Origin of the sequence: Acidithiobacillus sulfurivorans (genome assembly GCF_018853815.1) — a bacterium.
In the GTDB taxonomy this organism is placed as follows: domain Bacteria; phylum Pseudomonadota; class Gammaproteobacteria; order Acidithiobacillales; family Acidithiobacillaceae; genus Acidithiobacillus; species Acidithiobacillus sulfurivorans.
On the sequence record NZ_JAAOMP010000038.1, the window covers coordinates 16,897 to 36,352 of the forward strand.

A 19,456-nucleotide genomic window follows, 5' to 3' on the forward strand; every position below is an offset into this window, starting at 1 on the left:
CGCTGATGATACGGGTGAAAATTTGTGGCATAACGCATGTGGGTGATGCTGTGGCGGCGGCACGAGTTGGCGCAGATGCCATTGGCCTGGTGTTTTATGAAAAAAGCCCGCGTGCGGTATCGGTTTCCCGGGCTCGGGAAATACTTCAGGCCTTACCCCCTTTTGTGAGTTCGGTCGGACTTTTCGTTAATGCTGACCCGGCTAGCATAGAAAGGGTTCTGGATGACTGTCCATTGGATACTCTCCAGTTTCACGGTGATGAAACGCCTGATTTCTGTCGGCGTTTTGGCCGTCCCTATCTGAAAGTCTTGCGTGTCTCGGGAGAAGAAGATTTGCGCCGCCCGGTCGATGATTATTTCGACGCTCAGGGTTTGCTGCTGGATTGTGCAGTAGCTGGTCACTGGGGAGGTTCCGGACAGAGCTTTGCCTGGTGGAAGCTGCCGGACTTGGGCAAGCCCCTGATTCTGGCTGGTGGTTTGCGTACCGACAATGTGCAGGAAGCCATCCGCGTGGCTTGCCCCTATGCGGTGGATGTCAGCAGTGGAGTAGAGCAGTCGCCTGGTATTAAGGATCATGACAAAATGGTGCAGTTTATGGCCCAACTGCAAGGGTTTTGAGGAGAGAATATGGACAAATACGAGCTGCCGGATGCAATGGGGCATTATGGACCCTATGGCGGACGTTTTGTGGCGGAAACCCTGATTCCGGCACTGGATGAATTAAACCAGGCTTATCAGGAGGCTCAGGCTGATCCCGAGTTTCGCGCGGAATTACACAGTGAATTGCGGCAGTTTGTCGGGCGTCCCAACCCTCTGTACCACGCCGAGCGCATCTCCCGGAGACTGGGTGGTGCCCAGATTTATTTAAAACGGGAAGACCTGAATCATACCGGAGCGCACAAAATCAATAATGCTGTGGGGCAGGCATTATTGGCCCGGCGCATGGGCAAAAAGCGGATCATTGCTGAAACCGGAGCAGGGCAACATGGGGTGGCTACTGCGACGGTGGCCACCCGTTATGGCATGGAATGTCTGGTGTATATGGGTGAAGAAGATATTCAGCGACAATCCAGCAATGTCTTTCGGATGCGTTTGCTGGGCGCCCAGGTGGCTGCAGTAACCAGTGGCACTCGCACACTGAAGGATGCCCTCAATGAAGCACTGCGGGACTGGGTCACTCATGTGGATAATACGTTTTATGTTATTGGTACCGTAGCAGGCCCCCATCCTTACCCTGCCATGGTCCGGGATTTTCATCGTGTTATTGGTGATGAAGCGCGGGCTCAGTGTCTGGAGCTGACCGGTCGCTTGCCGGACGTGTGCGTAGCCTGTGTGGGTGGTGGCAGTAATGCTATCGGGCTGTTTTACCCGTTCATCAATGACCAGTCGGTGCGTCTGATCGGTGTGGAGGCGGGGGGGCTGGGCCTGAGTACCGGCCAGCATGCTGCGCCACTGACCTCGGGGCGTCCGGGGGTGTTGCATGGTAATCGCACTTATCTTATGGAAGATGAAGACGGCCAGATTCTGCCAACCCATTCGATCTCGGCAGGCCTGGATTATCCGGGAGTGGGACCAGAGCACGCCTACCTGAAAGATATTGGTCGTGCTGAATATGTGGTAGCCACGGATCAGGAAGCTTTGCAGGCCTTTCACGAACTGTGCCGCACGGAAGGCATCATTCCGGCCCTGGAGACTGCGCATGCTCTGGCCCATGCCTTTGCCATCGCGCCCGGCATGCGTTCAGATCAAACCATTATCGTCAATTTATCGGGTCGGGGTGACAAGGATATTCACACGGTCGCGGCTCTGGAGGGTATTCATTTATGAGTCGTTTGACGGCCATGTTCGCGTTGTTGCAGCAGAAAAATCGAGCCGCTCTCATCCCTTTTATCACCGCCGGCGATCCTTCCCTGACGGCAACCGTGCCCCTCATGCATGCTCTGGTAGAGTCCGGAGCGGATGCGATTGAATTGGGCATGCCTTTTTCCGATCCCATGGCAGATGGACCCAGTATTCAGCGGGCCAGTGAGCGCGCCCTTGGGCGTGGCGTCAAGTTGCGGATGGTACTGGAATGGGTCCGCGAATTTCGGCACAGCAATCAACAGACGCCGGTCATCCTCATGGGTTATTTGAATCCGCTGGAAGCCATGGGTATGGCGACCTTTGCGGAGTTGGCGGCAGAGGTTGGCGTAGATGGCGTTATCGTTGTTGATCTCACCCCTGAAGAGGGTCGCGAGGAATCAGCCTTGCTCAAGGCCTGTGGTGTGGACCCCATTTTTCTGCTGGCTCCCACCAGTGGGGCGGCTCGGGTGCAGACGGTCCGCGAGCTGGGCAGCGGTTTTGTTTACTATGTCTCCTTGCGGGGTATTACCGGGGCTGCGCAGTCTGACTGGCCCGAGGTCCTCAAACGTGTTGGTGAATTGCGCCAGGCGTTAGCGTTACCAGTAGCCATCGGTTTTGGTATTCGTGATGCCGGGACAGTGGCCCGGGTTGCCCAAGGTGCGGATGCTGTAGTGGTAGGCAGCGCTCTGGTGGAACAGCTGGCCGATTGTCGCGATGATCAGACAGCCGTCCAGGTAGCCAAAATCTTTATTCAAGGGTTGGCGGATGCCGTACAAAAACCTCGGAGTATTCAATGAGTTGGTTTGACCGGGTATTACCCCCCAAAATCAAGAAAAATCCTAATCCGGAGCCGCAAGCGACGGAAAACAAGCGCACGGTACCAGAAGGCCTTTGGTCAAAGTGCCCCACCTGTCAAACGGTTTTGTATCGTACCGAGCTGGAAGAAAATCTGTTTGTCTGCCCGAACTGTGGTCATCATCAGCGCATTACGGCGCGGCAGCGTCTGGATTTTTTCCTGGATGCAGAACCGCGCCTGGAAATTGCCAAGGAATATGTCCCTGTCGATCCCCTGCGGTTCAAAGATCAGAAGCGCTACAAAGAACGCCTGCAGGAAGCCCAGACCAAGACTGGTGAAAAAGATGCTTTGGTGGTCATGCGCGGCCTGCTTCAGGGGCGGCCGGTAGTTGTTGCCGCCTTTGCTTTTGAATTCATGGGGGGCAGCATGGGTTCGGTAGTGGGTGCCCGTTTCGCGCGGGCAGCGGAAACCGCCCTGGTAGATCGCTGTCCATTGGTCTGTTTTTCGGCCAGTGGTGGTGCCCGGATGCAGGAAGGTCTGCTGTCTTTGATGCAGATGGCCAAAACCTCGGCAGCCGTTGAACGCCTGGCCAAGGCTGGACTTCCTTTTATTTCGGTGCTGACGGACCCGACCATGGGCGGGGTTTCTGCCAGCCTCGCGACGCTGGGCGACGTGCTGATTGCCGAGCCCAAGGCCCTCATTGGTTTTGCCGGACCGCGTGTCATCGAGCAGACTATCCGCGAAAAGCTGCCGGTGGGGTTTCAGCGTTCGGAGTATTTGCTGGAACACGGGGCTATTGACCAGATTGTGGATCGCCGCCAGTTGCGCACGGTGATCGGTGAAATACTGGGGATGCTGACCCAGTCCAGCAGCCATCCCTAGGGGCTGATTGTGCCGCAGAGCAGGGCGTTGACGGATGCCCTCAGTGATCAGGTGATTCGCATGGCTGGCCCGCCGGAACGGATTGTTCTCGGTCTGGAGCGCATGCGGGCGGCCATGGCTTTGCTGGGTTTGCCCGCGCGTTTGCCGATGCCGGTCATTACCGTGGCGGGCACCAACGGCAAGGGTTCTACGGTGGCTTGTCTGGAGACTTTTTATCGACAGGCCGGTTATCAGGTTGCCGCCTATACCAGTCCGCATATCTGGTCGTTTAACGAACGCCTGCGTCTGAACGGGATTCCTGCACCGACAGCCGACTGGGACACTGCACTGGATGACATTGCGGCAGTTGCGGGAACCGTTGCCCTGACTTTTTTTGAAATAGCTACCCTGGCTGCAGTGAAAATTCTCTGTGCGGCGCAGGTGGATCTGGTCATATTGGAGGTCGGACTGGGTGGGCGACTGGATGCTGTCAATGCTTTTGACCCGGACTGCAGTGTGCTGACTACGGTAGACTTGGATCATCAGGACTGGCTGGGCCCGGATCGACTGTCCATCGGCCGCGAAAAATCCGGAATTTTTCGGCCCAATGTGCCGGCTCTCTACGGGGATGCCGCAAATCCCTGCGCATCCGTGCTGGAAGCAGCAGCGCAAAATCAGGTGCTGTTACAATTACTCGGCCGTGATTTCGATTTTGATGCGCAGGCCCGCCGTTGGTGGGGCTTTGGACAGGTGCTGGCGATGCCGGAACCGCTTTGGCCCGCTGCTGCACAATGGCAGAATCTGGCCCTCGCCCTGGCCGCCGTCTGGTTTTTGCAAAAAAAATTACCTGTTTCCGATGCGGCATTAAGCCATTGGTCAATCCGGCCTGATTTACCGGGCAGGGCACAGATATTGCGGCCTTGGGGAGAAAATGGTCCTCGTCTGATTGTCGATGTCGCCCACAATCCTCAGGCAGTGGCGCAATTGGCAACGCTGTTGGAGGGGCAGGGCGGGCGCTGCCATGCCGTAGTGGCCATGCTGGCCGATAAAGACGTTGCAGGGACACTGAAAAACTTGCTCAGGCGTGTAGAAGTCTGGCATGTTCTGGAAATAACAGATACGCCACGTGCAGCCAGCGCTGTCAGTCTGCAGCAATGTTTGTGGGAAATGGGCGCTGCTCATGTGAAAATCGGGGAAAACATGCAAACCGTTACTCAGGCACTCAGTTCCGTTTTGACAGCCGATGACAGCATTGTCTGCTTTGGGTCATTTCATCTGGTCAAGCAGTTGCCCCGGCAATGGCTGGACGGTGCCAGCGTGTGAATTACTGGCTGGACATTGTCGTCGTCGGACTGGTCGTATTATCCGCCCTGTGGGGGCTGTTTCGGGGTATGGTTCGCGAATTTTTTTCTTTGGCGGCCTGGCTCGGTGGATTTTATGTAGCCTGGACCTGGGGTGGGAGCTGGCTGGCTCCCCAGCTATCCCATGATATTCCTGTCGGATGGCGGGTACCGTTAGCCTCTTTTATCCTGTTTTTTGGCTGTCTGGTGATTGGAACCCTGTGCGCTTTTGTGGTGCGTAAGTTATTATATGGCATTGGCTTTGGAGCCACCGACCGGTTTCTGGGCACTTTTTTCGGATTCCTGCGGGGCTTGGTGCTGATCGCTATTCTGGTCACATTGGTGCAATCTTCGGATTTGTCCCATGAGTCCTGGTGGAAAAACTCCTGGCTGGCGCAGGAGCCCATAAAACACTGGTCACAATCGTTGACGGCGCCAGCCGTGTCCTATTTGGAGTCGCAGAAAATTGCACACTGAACGTTGGGAAGAACAATTGATAGAAGATGATCATTTCCATGATGAATGTGGAGTGATCGGCGTTTTCGGGCATCCGGAAGCCGCCAATCTGACTTATCTGGGGCTCTATGCCCTGCAACATCGTGGTCAGGAATCTGCCGGTATTGTTTCAGAAGATCAAGGCAAGTTATTCGTCCAACGGGGTATGGGACGGGTGGCGGATGTGTTTGGTCTGGAACAGATCAGTAAACTGCCCGGCGAACAGGCCATTGGCCATGTCCGTTATTCCACGGCTGGCGGTTCTGTGCTCAGGAATACTCAGCCGATTTTCATTAACTATCGGCACGGCGCTTTTGCTGTCGGACATAATGGTAATCTGGTCAATGCCGATGAATTACGTCTTCGTCTGGAACAGGAAGGCGCTATTTTTCATACGGATATGGACACGGAAGTCATTGTCCACCTGCTGGCGCGAGTGCCCGGAGAAGACCCCGGAACCCGTCTCGCTGCGGCATTGAAGCAGGTTTCGGGTGCTTATTCGCTGGTTTGCCTGACCGAAACCCGCCTGATTGGCGTGCGCGACCCCATGGGTTTTCGTCCCCTGGTTCTTGGTCGCCTGGTTGATTCGGGCGGTTTTGTGCTGGCTTCCGAAACCTGTGCCCTGGATTTGATGGGTGCTGAATTTGTCCGGGATATTGAGCCCGGCGAACTCATCATTATTTCCAAGGAGGGCATCGAAAGCCGCAAGCCTTTTGCCCCCGTCGAACGCAGAATGTGCGTGTTTGAATACATTTATTTTGCGCGACCTGATAGTGTTCTGGATGGCACTCATGTGTATTCGGCGCGTAAGCAGATTGGCAAGGCCCTTGCCCATCTGCATCCACGCGAAGCCGATTTGGTGGTGCCCGTGCCGGATTCGGGCGTTGCTGCGGCCATGGGTTATGCAGAAGCTTCCGGTCTTCCCTTTGAACTGGGCCTGATCCGTAATCATTATGTCGGCCGCACGTTTATCCAGCCCGCCCAGCGTGGTCGCGATTTTGGCGTCAAGGTCAAACTCAATGCCCAACCCAATATTCTCCGTGGCAAACGCGTCATTCTGGTAGATGACTCCATTGTGCGCGGCACTACCAGCGCCAAAATTGTCAATCTGGTGCGCGCTGCCGGGGCGCGTGAAGTACATTTTCTGGTCAGTTCACCACCGACGACAGGGCCCTGTTATTACGGTATTGATACTCCGGACCGTTCCCAATTAATTGCCGCCCAGCATAGTATTGAGGAAGTGCGCAAAATCATCGGGGCAGACAGCTTGGGCTATATCAGTCTGGAAGCCCTGTACGAAGCGGTGGGTGCGCGCACCCAGGGATTTTGTGATGCCTGTTTCAGTGACGACTATCCGTTGCCTACCCCTGAAGGGCATGGCTCCCGTCAGTTGCACCTGCTCAAGGAGGTGAAATGAGTTCAGAAAACCAGGATGCGGATTGGACTGCTCAATTACGTCCGGAAACCCTCGCTATTCGTTCGGGCATTCATCGAACTCAGGAACAGGAACACAGCGAAGCCATTTTCCCGACTTCCAGTTTTGTATTCGACTCCGCTGAAGAAGCCGCCGAGCGTTTCGCAGGGCGCGTCCCGGGGAATATTTACGCACGCTTTACCAATCCGACGGTGCGCACTTTTGAAGAGCGCTTGGCAGCTCTTGAGAGTGCTGAGGCTTGTGTAGCGACCGCATCGGGAATGGCCGCCTGCATGACAGCCTTCATGGGACTCTTGAAGGCTGGCGATCATATTGTCGCGTCGCGTTCTATTTTCGGTACGACGGTACAGCTTCTCAGCACCATTCTCGGACGTTTTGGGGTGGAAACCACCTTTGTGCCTCTGGCGGATTTAGAGGCCTGGAAAGCCGCCATTCGTCCGGAAACCCGCTTGCTGTTTCTGGAAACCCCCTCCAATCCCTTGACGGAAATTGGTGATATGACCGCTTTGGCCGATCTGGCGCATCAACACGACGCCTGGCTGGTAGTGGATAATTGTTTTTGTACGCCGATACTGCAGCAACCCCTCCAGTTTGGGGCAGATCTGGTGTTACATTCGGCCACCAAATATCTGGACGGGCAGGGCCGGACTTTGGGTGGTGCGGTGTGCGGCAGTAACGCCCTGTTAAATAATGGACCCCGCAATTTTGTGCGCACGGCTGGCCCCAGCCTTAGTCCGTTTAATGCCTGGGTGCAGCTTAAAGGTCTGGAAACTCTGGCTTTGCGCATGGAAAAGCATTGTCAGAATGCCCAGCAAATTGCCGAGTGGCTGGTTAGCCGTCCGGAAGTGGAACAGGTGTATTTTCCAGGTCTGAAGACGCATCCGCAATATGCCCTGGCCGCGCAGCAACAAAAGCGTCCGGGTGCCATCCTCTCCTTTGATCTGAAAGGTGGGCAGGCGGCAGCCTGGGCTTTCGTCAATGGCCTGCGCCTGCTTTCCCTGACGGCCAATCTGGGGGATGCCAAAACCACCATCACCCACCCGGCCAGCACGACGCATAGCCGGATCAGTCCTGAAGCCCGGGCGGCTGCAGGTATTGGCGATAGTTTGCTGCGCATCAGTGTCGGACTGGAGCATGTAGATGATCTGCGGGATGATTTGCAAAGGGGTTTTGCGGCCGCAAATATCGCCGTCTGATTTGCGCTATGCTGTGTTTACAGAGAGTTGTTTCCCTATCATTGCACTAACGGAGAAAAAGAGATGACAAGATTCCGTGCCTTACAACGCCATGGCCTCCAGCCGGATACCCGTATTTGCCTGTTTGACAATGGCTTGCCTTTAAGTCTCAAGCCGGAAGACTCCGCGCTGAAAAGTATGACGGATCTGCGCCGCGTACCAGCCGCATCCATCAAGCCGGAAGCCACTATTGATCAGGCCATGCAGCGCATGATTCATGTGGGCGTACGCCTGTTATTTGTTCTGGACGATTTGGGTACTCTGGTCGGCTTGATTACGGCCCGGGACATCATGGGTGAAAAGCCGGTTCGGCTGGCTGCAGAAGATCATGTCGCCCGGGATGGCATCAAGGTCCAGAATATCATGGTGCCCCTTGGACAAATTGATGTGCTGGATTTTCCCGAGGTAGAACGCTCTAGCGTCGGCGATATTGTCCTCACTTTGCGCAAGGCGGGTCGTCAGCATGCCCTGGTGCGTGAGGAAACCGCGCATGGCATTGAAATACGTGGCGTTTTTTCCGTCAGCCAGATTGCGCGTCAGCTGGGTGTAACCCTGCAAAGTAATGATGTGGTGCAAAGCTTTGCCGGTTTGGAGCAACTCATCGCCAGTGATGACTAAACACATTCCGAGCAAAATGCTGCAGATGGGGGCCTGCCCCGGTGACTGAGGCAAACGGGCTGCTACTTGCAGCCCTCCTGATTTTTCTCAATGGATTTTTTGTGGCGGCCGAATTTGCCCTGGTCCGCCTGCGCAGTACGCATGCGCGTACGCTGGCCCAGGAACATGGGCTGCGTGGGCGAATTCTGGTGCGGATGCATGCGCGTCTGGATGCTTATCTTTCTGCCACGCAATTGGGCATTACGTTTGCCTCCCTCGGAATTGGCTGGATTGGTGAGCCCGCGATGGCGCATCTGCTGGTGCCGGTGTTCCGGTTTTTGGGGGTTCGGGACCCGGCTCTGCTCCATTCGATAGCGCTGGCAGCAGGCTTTGCCCTGGTTTCATTCGTGGTTATTGTGATTGGCGAGTTGATGCCCAAATCTCTGGCCATTCGGAAAGTCGAAGCCGTTTCGCTGTGGACGGGTGCTCCGCTCTACGCCTTCTATTGGCTGATGTATCCCGCCATTTTTATTCTCAACGGAGCAACACGCATTGTGCTGCGCCTGTTCGCTCTGCGTCTGGATCAGCATGCCGGTGATGCGCCTCACTCCCGGGATGAACTGGCGATGATTCTTGCCCTCAGCCAGGCTCAGGGAACCCTGGGTCAGCGCACCGGTGATATTCTCGACCGTACGCTGGACTTCAATGAACTGACGGCCGGTGATTTGATGCGTCCCGCAGCAGATATGATATGTCTGATGCGCGAAGAGAGTCCCGAAGAAACCCGGGCGATGATGTTGCGCCATCGTTTTACCCGCTACCCGGTCTGCGAAGGCGACCGCCAGCATGTGATTGGTCTGCTGCATGTGAAAGACGCTTTTGCGCAGATGGCGCGCCATGATGATCTGGGCGATCTCAAAAACCTTTTACGCCCCTTACCCTCGGTCAATAAAGCCATGCCCGCCATGGACCTGCTGAGCCATTTTCGTTCCGGTCACCCGCATTTTGCGCTGGTGGTGGATGACCTCGGCACCATCACCGGTTTTGTGACGCTGGATCATGTTCTGGAAAGTCTCCTCGGCGTTATCCCCGACGAATTCCGCCATCAACGCAAGGAGTGGCAGCGGCGCCTGGATGGTAGTTGGGTGGGTTCGGGAAGTTTGTCTCTCTATTCCCTCGAGCGTTGTCTGGATCGCGATATTGACGAAGATGCAGCAGATACCATCGGTGGGCTGGTCATGCGCCAACTGGACAGGGTTCCGGAAGAAGGCGAAAGAGTAGCGTTTCCCGATTTTGATGTTCTGGTATTGCGCAAAAAAGGCCCGCGTATTACTCAGGTGCAAGTCATCCCGCATCCTGAGAATGATGAGTCGGACTGGTTTTCCTGAAAATAGAGACAACATGCTGAAAAGTGATTTTACCTACGATTTGCCCCCGGAACTCATTGCCCAGGAGCCACTGCCAGAGCGCAGCGCCTCGCGGATGCTGGTGATTGATGGTGATTCTGGCCAATGGCGGGATAGCTGGATTCGTGCGTTGCCAGAATACCTCAACCCGGGTGACTTGCTGATTCTCAATGATACCCGGGTGCTACCGGCCCGACTGCATGCCCGCAAGGAGACGGGTGGTGCCGTCGAGTTGTTGCTGGATCGCCTGCTGGGGGAGGATGAAGGCTGGTTTCTGGCCAAATCTTCCAAAGCCTTGCGACCCGGCATGTGGTTACAACTGGCGCAGGGCGATCGTGTGGAGGTGCTGGATAAAGACGGGATGGATGTCCGCCTGCGTCTTCACCAGGCTTCCTGGTTGGCGGTGCTGGAATCTGAGGGAACCATGCCGTTGCCCCCCTACATTCATCGTGCTCCCGAGGCCAGCGATCAGGAACGTTACCAGACGGTCTATGCCGATAAACCGGGGGCAGTCGCCGCACCGACGGCCGGCCTGCATTTTGATCAGGGCTTACTGGAGGCGTTGGCTGCCCGAGGCATTGAGCGCCGTTTTGTGACTCTGCATGTGGGCGCCGGTACATTTTTACCGGTCCGCAGTGAACAGGTGCATGAACATCAGATGCATGCCGAAACCCTGATTGTTTCTCCGGAAACCGTGGCAGCCATCACGGCCACCAAAGCCCGGGGGGGACGGGTAATTGCGGTAGGGACAACAGCCTGCCGGGCGCTGGAAACCGCCGGACAGGACGGCACCTTGCGTCCTTATGTGGGTGAAACCCGCCTGTTTTTGTATCCCGGTAAAAAATTTCAGGTGATTGATGCGCTGCTGACCAATTTCCACTTGCCCGAGTCCACGCTGCTGATGCTGGTTTGTGCTTTTGCCGGCACTGAATGTATGCTCGCCGCCTATCAGCATGCGGTTGCCGCCCGCTATCGTTTTTTCAGTTATGGAGATGCCATGTTCATTACCCCTGCAGCGCTTTCGCGGTGCTTGTCCTGATGGGTATTTTTGAATGTCTGGGTAAGGATGGTGCCGCCCGGCGCGGTATTGTCCACTTGCTCCGAGGAAATATTCAAACGCCGGCGTTTATGCCGGTAGGGACCTATGGCACCGTCAAGGCCATGGCCCCGGAAGAACTGAAAGCCATTGGTGCGGACATTATTCTCGGCAACACCTTTCATCTTTTTCTGCGTCCGGGTCTGGAAGTCATCACCGCCCTCGGCGGCCTGCATAAAATGATGCACTGGGACCGTCCCATCCTGACCGATTCTGGCGGCTTTCAGGTTTTCAGTCTCGGGGCGTTGCGCAAACTCCGCGAAGCGGGTGTGGAATTTCGTGCGCCTACGGATGGTCATAAGGTTTTTCTGGGACCGGAAGAGTCCATGCAGATTCAGGCCGTGCTGGGTTCGGATATTGCGATGGTTTTTGACGAATGTACGCCGCATCCGGCGACCTACGAAGAAGCACGGGTCAGCATGGAGCTCTCCCTGCGCTGGGCGGCACGTTCCCGCCGGGCTTATCAGGGTCCCGGTCAGTTATTTGGCATTGTCCAGGGTGGAATGTATGGTGATTTACGTCAGCGTTCTCTGGAAGGTTTGCAGAAACTCGATTTTCCGGGCTTGGCCGTGGGTGGTCTTTCGGTGGGTGAAAGCAAGGCCGAGATGATGGAGGTACTGGAAAATCTCATGCCGCAGATGCCCAGCGACCGACCCCGCTACCTGATGGGCGTAGGCACGCCGGAAGATCTGGTAGAGGGGGTGTACCGGGGCGTGGATATGTTTGATTGCGTCATGCCGACCCGGAATGCCCGCAATGGCTGGTTATTTACGCGCAACGGCATTCTCAAGCTTCGCAACGCCAGTTACGAAAAAGATCCACTCCCTCCGGATCCGGAATGCAGCTGCTATACCTGCCGTAATTACAGCCGCGCTTATTTGCGGCACCTGCAGCGTAGTCATGAAATATTGGGGGCGCGTCTGAATACGCAACATAACCTCCATTACTATCAGGAGCTCATGGCGGGGCTGCGCGAGGCCATTGTCCAGGGCCGTCTGGAGGCCTTCCGAAAGGAATTTTATCAACGTCGTACCGCGAGTTCCCTCATTGACGCCTAAAGGCTACAATGGGCGCCCTCAAACCTGATCAGGAGTGAATAATGAGTTTTTCACCGATTGCCAATGCTTATGCCGGAACTGCAGCCGGTGGTGGTTCAGACTCTGGACTGATCATGATTGTCTATATTCTGGTCTTCGGGGCAATTATCTATTTTATGATGATTCGTCCGCAGATGAGAAAATCCAAGGAACAACGCCAGCTCATGGCTTCCATCTCCAAGGGGGATGAAGTGGTTACCGTCGGCGGCCTCGCCGGACGCGTCATGCAACTGGGCGACGAATATTTGCATATTGAAGTCGCTGAAGGGATTACCGTAAAAGTCCAAAAGGCGGCGGTCACCTTGTTGCTTCCCAAAGGGACTCTGAAAAAACTTTAAGGCCTGTTCATGACCCGTTATCCGTGGTGGAAGTACCTGATCATTCTCCTGGTTGTCATACCTGCGCTGCTTTATGCACTGCCCAATTTTTACGGTTGGCATGCTGCCGTGGAAGTCCGCGCTCCGATCGGAACGATCATTCCGCCCGTAACGACCCTGCAAGGCTGGCTCCAGGATGCCAAAATTCCGGTGAGCAGCGTCCTTAGCGATGCCCAGGGCAGCACATTCTTTTTCCCCAACGATAATGCCCAGGGGCTGGCCGAAACTTTGTTGCAGAATAAGCTTCCTGCCAATGCCCAGGTGATTTTGTCGCAAATGTCCGCCGAACCCGACTGGCTGAAATCCGTAGGGGGCAAGCCCGTAAACCTCGGACTGGATTTGCGCGGCGGTGTATATTTGCTCCTGCGCGTGGATACCGATGCGGTCATCAAACACGCTTTGGAGCAGGATAGTGGCAGCCTGCGCACTTTTCTGCGTCACAAGGATCTGCAATATCTGGCTGTGAATACTACGGGGCCTGATGCTCTGGCCATCGAAATGGCCAGTCCGGCTTTGGCTGTGGAAGCGCAAAAAGTGATTGCCCGGCAATACCCGGATTATGCCGTCACCGTACAACCCAAGGGCATAATCGACGTCACTATCACTCCCGACGCCGCCAAAAAAATGAAAGACGATGCCTTGCAGCAGGCCATTGTGGTGATTCGTAACCGTATTGATGAACTGGGCGTCTCCGAGCCGGTCATTCAGCGGCAGGGCGTTGAGCATATTGCCGTGCAGCTTCCCGGTGTTCAGGATACCCAACGCGCCAAATCCATCATCGGTTCCACGGCCCAGCTGGAATTCAAGATGGTGGATGATCAGGCCAACATGGCGGATGCCCTCAAGGGCCAACTGCCGCCGGGAACCGCCCTGTTCTATGGTCTGCATAATTCACCCTATGTGTTGTACACCGATACGGTGCTGACGGGTCGTTATCTCAGCAATGCCAGTGCTGGCGTGGACAACAATAATGGCGAATCCATTATTAACGTCAGCTTCAATAATGCCGGTACCCGGATTTTTGGCGATTTGACCAGCAAAAATGTCGGCAAGCGCATGGCCATTCTGCTCGATAACAAGGTGGTTACAGCACCAGTGATTCGTGAAGCCATCACTGGAGGCAGAGCCCAGATCACCGGATTTGCCAATCTCAAAGCTGCCAGCAATGCCGCCATTGAACTGCGAGCGGGTGCCTTACCTGCGCCGGTTCACATTTCCGAGGAGCGCACGGTTGGTCCTACCCTGGGGCAGGATTCCATTCATGATGGCATCATGGCGGTGGTGTTCGGCATGATTTTCGTGGTGGCCTTCATGACCATTTACTATCGGGCTTTTGGCTTGATTGCGGATCTGGCCATTCTGGTCAATATTCTCGCCATTCTGGCCGTGCTCTCCCTGATGGGTGGCACCCTGACCTTGCCCGGTATTGCGGGTATTGTTCTGAAAATTGGTCTTGCCGTCGATGCAAACGTGCTGGTGTTTGAACGGATCCGCGAAGAACTGCGCCATGGCATGAGTGTCCGTGCGGCCATTGATGCCGGGTTCAAAAAAGCCTTTGCCACCATTGTGGACTCCAATATTACGGTGTTGATTGCCGCGCTGGTGCTCTTCCAGTTTGGTACCGGTGCCATCAAGGGATTTGCCCTGGTGCTGACTATTGGCGTCATTACCTCCATGTTTACTGCGACCATGATGAGTCGCGGTATTATCGAACGCGTCCTCGGTAAGCGGCGCATTCAAAAACTGTATATCTGAGGCCGCATCATGGAATTATTCAAATCCCGTACCCATGTGGATTTCATGTCGAGGCGCTGGATATTCCTCGGAATATCCGCCTTGTTGATTGTGGCCTCTGTAGCCGTATTTTTCGTGCGTGGGCTAAACTACAGCATTGATTTTACGGGTGGTACTCTGGTGGAGTTGGCCTTCAGCAAAACGCCGGATTTAGGCGCGGTGCGCGGTACCCTGACCACTGCCGGTTTTCATAATGTAGTGGTGCAAACCTTTGGTGGAGACCGTGATCTGTTGATTCGCCTGCGTACCCAGCCGGGCGAAAGCAGTGCCGTTGGTACCAAAATTCTTCAGGTGTTTCAGAAAAATCAGGCGGCTTATCCCGACGTGCAATTACGTCGCACCGAATACGTGGGCCCGGAAGTCGGCAAGGAACTGCGCAATAAGGGCATCATGGCCCTGATTATTGTTACTCTGGGTATTTTGATTTATGTCGGTTTTCGTTTTGAATGGCGTTTTGCTGTGGGTGGAGTATTGGCCATGCTCCATGACCCCATTCTGGTAGTAGGATTTTTTGCCATCACTCAGGAAGAGTTCTCGCTGACAGTCATTGCGGCTTTGTTGGTGATCATGGGCTACTCGCTGAATGATACTGTGGTGGTGTTTGACCGGATGCGCGAAGATCTTCGTGCCTCCCGAAGTGGCGACGTCGCGCAGGTTTTTAACGTGGCCATTAATGAAACCCTGTCCAGAACGGTCATCACCAGTTTCATTACCTTCATGGTGGCACTCTCCCTGTTTTTGTTCGGGGGACCAGTGATTCATGGTTTTGCCACCGCCCTGGTAATTGGCGTTGTGGTCGGTACCTATTCCTCCATTTTCGTGGCCAGTCCTATTGCACTATGGCTGGGACTGAAGCGTGAGCATGTCCTCAAACGCCAGTTCATCAGCTCCAAAGATCGTAATGATGGAGCGCGTTTGTAAGTCAGGCCGTCTTCTTGGCCAGCAGTGACTGAAAGCGTTTATACAAAGACTTGCCGAAGACTGCACGAAAGCTTAATGTATGCCTCCACGGAGAGGTACCGAAGTGGCCATAACGGCGCCGACTCGAAATCGGATGGGGGTTAATAGCCCCACGTGGGTTCGAATCCCACCCTCTCCGCCAATAAAATTTCGTAACTATATGATTTATAAATAATTAAATATTTTTAAAGCCGTTCTATCTTACCTGTGATCTTACCCGGTGAAAAATTCTTCTTCATAGACTCACTTGGGTTGCGATAACGAGTCGTGGGAATGTTGGCAAGATTGGGCATCAGGTTTTTACCATGCCGAGACCCTGTGGTGCCGATGCCGTCGGAAAATGCAGAGCGAGAATGGTTGCCCATCCAGACGATGCGAATGGAATTAAGATAATTGATCAAGGTTGGCTTGGTGCTCTATCCAGTAGTCCGTCGCTAAAGTTGAAATTTCTCCATGAAGAATCTGGGAGCGGTGAATTCACAAGGATTTGGGACTGTTTCCCCTAGCTTTTACGAATGTGGGGAGAGTATTTTCCAATCCATAAATGAGTCTGGGAAGTGGTTGTGGAGAATGCCCTGTCAGAATGCCAACGTCTTTGGGTACAACGACATCATCTTCCACCCGAAAGAAGAATTCACCGGCTCCAATGATAATTCAACTGTGAAACTGTTTCGAGGAGGAATGTTCAATGTGGCTAGTCTAGGTGATATAGAACATCCCAATATTGGGTCAATGCTTAGAAGGAGCAGCACTTTCACGACCGAGGTGGACATCCTTATTCTTGCTCATCACGGTTCAGATAACGACATCAATTCGAAAAAATTCTTCAAGGCTGTCCGGCCGACAATTGCAGTTTGTTCTGCTGACTACGATAACCAGTATGGGCATCCTCATGATAAAGTGAGAAAGGTCTTGCATGAGCTGGACATTCGTGTAGCCACCACGAAAACAGGTGATATTTTAGTTGAATCTATTCCTAACCATCGCAAGGAATACTTGGTTACAAACTACAAGAGCAACACGACCGATGTCTCGTCACAAAAATGTTACGTAAGCAAGAAGTTCCACTTGTTGAACATGAATGCGGACACGATACGAAATCGCCTACACAATTGATTTAACGTATTGAGGTAATATTTTGCAGCCTTTCTGGGCGAGAAAAATTACGTAACTGGCATCTGGGCAGTACGTATGTTGCCATATTTCCCCCGTGCGGCCAGAAAGGTCCTTAGTCCAGTCGCTGATCGACCCGCAACCAGTGGCTGTAAAAGCCTAACTCCGGGTCCCGACGATGCCCACCTTGAATGACCGCTTTGGGTCATTTGCTTCCCGCTGCTGAATGTCTGCAATCAGTCTGTACCGGCCCTTCAACAGAAATCACTACAGGAAGCCTTTGACCGGGGTTAAGAGCCTGGGCTGATCTGGGTTATTGATCAGAATCATTCAAACTGCGCAAACCCATTCTTTGAATGTACTGCGTGATGTTACGCGACGTCCGGAAATTTATGGACCGGGTGAGTGGTGATGTGGAGATACTACACATCCAGATTGGCGCCAGTCATAGAACTGGTGACAATACCGACCATAAATGACGATACTGAAATACGAGTGAGCCTCATAAAATAAAAAACATATCTATTCGTGAAGTCATTTTATGAACCGTGCTCCAGAGCACCACTGGCGAGCCGATGGGCCAAGATAATTGACGTCAAGCACGGGGATGTTCTTCAGGCGGATCACAATGCTGCGTCGAATGTGCTGAGAAGGTACGAAGATGCCGAGATCACTCGGTTCACTCCCTATCAGGAGGTCCGACCTATTCTTCTGGCCCGTTCTCCGGCGCAACTGAGCGTCAAGGGGCACGAGTTGCAGGTGATGTCTGTCTTATCAACCGTGTGCGGATAAATCCTCTTCTGTACAGCTTTGTACAGGTTTACAGGAACAGTTTGGATGTCACCAGTCTGTCCCCAATCTGGACGCAAAGTGGTGTCAGTATGTGCGCATTAAAGGAATAGAGGTGTAACTTGGATCCAAGGTGGTGTCATTCTGTATTCAGGTTGGCACCAGCGTGTATCCAGCACACTCTCTATAAAAAAATAACCGGCCATATGCTCCAAAACCGGCATAACGTAAACATCATGATGGCGTTTTTTCTACCTAAAAAAACTCCATGACAAAAAGTTTCAAATGGGGCGTAGCATGGGGAGGAGATCCAAACTGTTATGCGGGGTCGAAAAAAGGAACTCAATTTCTGACCCATCCAAGGCCCGATCAAAAAAAGCAGCGCCATCCATCTCGAAGGCTAACCCTCAATCATGTTTTAAGCGCTTTCCCTACGGGTGTTGTCGTAATCGCCGTTTTTAAGGCCTTTTTTCATGAGCGGCTACTGGCTGCATTGAAGCCAGCGCTTCACCTAAAACCGGCTCTCCTTTAGTCTCCGTTCGGCCAATCCGCAATACTTCCTCCCGCAGCATCAAGGCCCATTGCCCCGCTGTATCGGCAGTAAAAGCCTTTGGTAGCCCACAGGCTTGGGGGTTTTTTATTTTAATGAGCCATTTGTCTCCGGTTGTAGGATCAATATACCAACGCAATTCTTGCGCTTTTCCCCATTGCAGGCCCTGATCGCCCAGAAAGCTCTGATCCAGACGCAGCATCCCCAAAGGGTATTGGCGTTTGTCTGTGAGGGAAAACACCGGAACATCACAAATGGCATCATGGGCGCTGCCCACATCCAACCGATGCGTCAACGCTGTCCGGGCATGCGCACAGGCTTCAGGATGGGGCGGTGTTTGCCAGGTGAGCGCTGCTTTTTCGTCTTCGGTCGTTGGGTTTTCCTGGGTTTCACCCAGAAGCCAGGGGCTGGTATTGTCAAACAGCGTTTAAAAATTACCAGGTAACAGCGTATATTTTTGACCAGTTTTAGAGGGGGTGGCTGCGACGTTTTTTGAATCGGTATGAATCGTTTCCGGTCTCCAGAATATCGCAGTGGTGGGTCAGTCGATCGAGGAGTGCCGTGGTCATTTTGGCGTCTCCGAAGATCTTCACCCATTCTCCAAAGGAGAGGTTGGTGGTGATAATCAGCGCGGTCTGTTCGTAGAGTTTGCTGATCAGATGGAAGAGCAAGGCGCCTCCCGACTCCGAGAAGGGCAAGTAGCCCAATTCGTCGAGGATGACGAGGCCCAGGCTCTGCAGGGTTCTGACGAGGCGGCCGCCCTGGCCCCGGGTTTTCTCCTGTTCCAGATGGTTGACGAGATCGACTACGTTATACCAGCGTACCCGCTTGCTCTGGTCGATAGCGGCATGACCTAACGCCAGGGCCAGATGAGTTTTCCCGGTCCCTGTACCGCCCACAAGAATGAGATTATGGGCAGACTCCAGGTAACCGGTTCAAGACGGTATCTGTTTACTGCTTAAGTGGCTGTTGGCGCGAATGACCTTTTGCAGGATGTCGTGGGCGGTTTTGGTCCAGATGAAAGGTTTGGGATGGGTGTTGTGGTGATCGATGTATCCCTCAATGGCCTGGATGAGTTCAGACACACTGGTGAACACCCCACGACGTAACCGCTGGGTCGTGATATCCCGGAAGAAACGCTCGACCATGTTGAGCCAGGATGCCGAAGTGGGCGTGAAGTGCATGTGTATGCGTGGGTGCTTGTCGAGCCACGCCTGTACTACCGGGTGTTTATGGGTCGCATAGTTGTCGGCAATCAGATGCAAGGCCTTGTCCTTGGGCGTCTGCCGATCAATTTTCTTCAGGAACTTCAGCCATTCCACATGGGTATGTCGCTGTTGACACTGCCCGATGACCTGACCATCCAGCACGTTGAGTGCGGCAAACAAGGTCGTGGTACCATTACGCTTGTAGTCGTGGGTCATCGTTTCTGCGCGTCCCTTTTTGAGGGGGAGTCCCGGTTGGGTCCGGTCCAGGGCCTGTACCTGACTTTTTTCATCCACGCAGAGCATCAAGGCATGTTCCGGGGGAGACATATACAACCCCACAATATCTTCCAGCTTCTCCACAAAATGCGGATCACGTGACACGTTGAAACCACGCAGCAGATGGGGCTTGAGGCCATGCTTGCGCCAATGCCGCGACACACTGGCGGCACTGACACCCAGTTCTGCC

Annotated in this window: 18 protein-coding genes, 1 tRNA gene and 1 pseudogene; 17 read left to right on the forward strand and 3 right to left on the reverse strand. The window is 54.0% G+C overall.

Features of this window, described 5'->3' with window-relative positions:
- Positions 1–5 precede the first annotated feature (5 nt).
- The 17 genes from HAP95_RS04710 to HAP95_RS04790 all read left to right on the forward strand — a co-directional run bounded on the left by HAP95_RS04710 (position 6) and on the right by HAP95_RS04790 (position 16,446).
- Positions 6–617: a phosphoribosylanthranilate isomerase gene (locus HAP95_RS04710; protein ID WP_215883176.1), complete on the forward strand. Its 612-nt coding sequence runs from the start codon at positions 6–8 to the stop codon at positions 615–617.
- A gap of 9 nt (positions 618–626) precedes the next feature.
- A complete protein-coding gene (gene trpB / locus HAP95_RS04715; protein ID WP_215883177.1) occupies positions 627–1,826 on the forward strand; it encodes a tryptophan synthase subunit beta in 1,200 nt (399 codons plus the stop codon).
- Positions 1,823–2,638 (forward strand): tryptophan synthase subunit alpha, encoded by an 816-nt coding sequence (trpA, locus tag HAP95_RS04720; protein ID WP_215883178.1) that lies wholly within the window; start codon positions 1,823–1,825, stop codon positions 2,636–2,638. Before trpB ends, trpA begins: the two co-directional genes overlap by 4 nt.
- A complete protein-coding gene (gene accD / locus HAP95_RS04725) occupies positions 2,635–3,519 on the forward strand; it encodes an acetyl-CoA carboxylase, carboxyltransferase subunit beta (RefSeq protein ID WP_215883179.1) in 885 nt (294 codons plus the stop codon). Before trpA ends, accD begins: the two co-directional genes overlap by 4 nt.
- 9 nt (positions 3,520–3,528) lie before the next feature.
- A complete protein-coding gene (locus HAP95_RS04730; protein WP_215883180.1) occupies positions 3,529–4,821 on the forward strand; it encodes a bifunctional folylpolyglutamate synthase/dihydrofolate synthase in 1,293 nt (430 codons plus the stop codon).
- Complete coding sequence (locus tag HAP95_RS04735; RefSeq protein ID WP_215883181.1) at positions 4,797–5,315, forward strand: CvpA family protein; 519 nt, start codon at positions 4,797–4,799, stop codon at positions 5,313–5,315. Before HAP95_RS04730 ends, HAP95_RS04735 begins: the two co-directional genes overlap by 25 nt.
- The gene (gene purF, locus HAP95_RS04740) at positions 5,305–6,750 is read left to right on the forward strand and encodes an amidophosphoribosyltransferase (RefSeq protein WP_215883182.1); all 1,446 of its coding nucleotides are present in this window, start codon (positions 5,305–5,307) and stop codon (positions 6,748–6,750) included. The genes HAP95_RS04735 and purF overlap by 11 nt, the downstream gene beginning before the upstream one ends.
- On the forward strand, positions 6,747–7,964 hold the full coding sequence (locus HAP95_RS04745) for an O-succinylhomoserine sulfhydrylase (RefSeq protein WP_215883183.1): 1,218 nt from the start codon (positions 6,747–6,749) through the stop codon (positions 7,962–7,964). The genes purF and HAP95_RS04745 overlap by 4 nt, the downstream gene beginning before the upstream one ends.
- Positions 7,965–8,027: 63 nt before the next feature.
- The gene (locus tag HAP95_RS04750) at positions 8,028–8,621 is read left to right on the forward strand and encodes a CBS domain-containing protein (RefSeq protein WP_215883184.1); all 594 of its coding nucleotides are present in this window, start codon (positions 8,028–8,030) and stop codon (positions 8,619–8,621) included.
- 41 nt (positions 8,622–8,662) lie between these two features.
- Complete coding sequence (locus HAP95_RS04755) at positions 8,663–9,988, forward strand: hemolysin family protein (RefSeq protein WP_215883185.1); 1,326 nt, start codon at positions 8,663–8,665, stop codon at positions 9,986–9,988.
- Positions 9,989–10,001: 13 nt separating this feature from the next.
- Positions 10,002–11,045: a tRNA preQ1(34) S-adenosylmethionine ribosyltransferase-isomerase QueA gene (gene queA, locus HAP95_RS04760; RefSeq protein WP_215883186.1), complete on the forward strand. Its 1,044-nt coding sequence runs from the start codon at positions 10,002–10,004 to the stop codon at positions 11,043–11,045.
- Positions 11,045–12,160, forward strand: coding sequence for a tRNA guanosine(34) transglycosylase Tgt (tgt, locus tag HAP95_RS04765; protein WP_215883187.1), 1,116 nt, complete (start codon positions 11,045–11,047; stop codon positions 12,158–12,160). Before queA ends, tgt begins: the two co-directional genes overlap by 1 nt.
- 41 nt (positions 12,161–12,201) lie before the next feature.
- Positions 12,202–12,537, forward strand: a complete 336-nt coding sequence (gene yajC, locus HAP95_RS04770; protein WP_215883188.1) for a preprotein translocase subunit YajC — start codon at positions 12,202–12,204, stop codon at positions 12,535–12,537.
- A 9-nt stretch (positions 12,538–12,546) separates the two neighbouring features.
- The gene (gene secD, locus HAP95_RS04775) at positions 12,547–14,331 is read left to right on the forward strand and encodes a protein translocase subunit SecD (RefSeq protein ID WP_215883189.1); all 1,785 of its coding nucleotides are present in this window, start codon (positions 12,547–12,549) and stop codon (positions 14,329–14,331) included.
- Positions 14,332–14,340: 9 nt separating this feature from the next.
- Positions 14,341–15,291 carry a protein translocase subunit SecF gene (gene secF, locus HAP95_RS04780; RefSeq protein ID WP_215883190.1) on the forward strand — a complete coding sequence of 317 codons (951 nt, stop codon included), beginning with the start codon at positions 14,341–14,343 and terminating at the stop codon, positions 15,289–15,291.
- A gap of 89 nt (positions 15,292–15,380) precedes the next feature.
- A tRNA-Ser gene (locus tag HAP95_RS04785) sits at positions 15,381–15,472 on the forward strand.
- A 311-nt stretch (positions 15,473–15,783) separates the two neighbouring features.
- Entirely contained in the window at positions 15,784–16,446 is a 663-nt protein-coding gene (locus tag HAP95_RS04790) for a ComEC/Rec2 family competence protein (RefSeq protein ID WP_215883191.1), read from the forward strand.
- Positions 16,447–17,690: 1,244 nt separating this feature from the next.
- Here the strand turns inward: HAP95_RS04790 and HAP95_RS04795 are convergent.
- The 3 genes and pseudogenes from HAP95_RS04795 to HAP95_RS04805 all read right to left on the reverse strand — a co-directional run.
- A complete protein-coding gene (locus HAP95_RS04795) occupies positions 17,691–18,077 on the reverse strand; it encodes a hypothetical protein (RefSeq protein WP_215883192.1) in 387 nt (128 codons plus the stop codon).
- 172 nt (positions 18,078–18,249) lie between these two features.
- Positions 18,250–18,711 (reverse strand): annotated as a pseudogene (gene istB, locus HAP95_RS04800) (IS21-like element helper ATPase IstB); the annotation flags it as partial.
- Between the two features lie 6 nt (positions 18,712–18,717).
- A partial coding sequence (locus tag HAP95_RS04805) for an IS630 family transposase (protein ID WP_215883193.1) occupies positions 18,718–19,456 on the reverse strand: 739 nt, incomplete at its 5' end.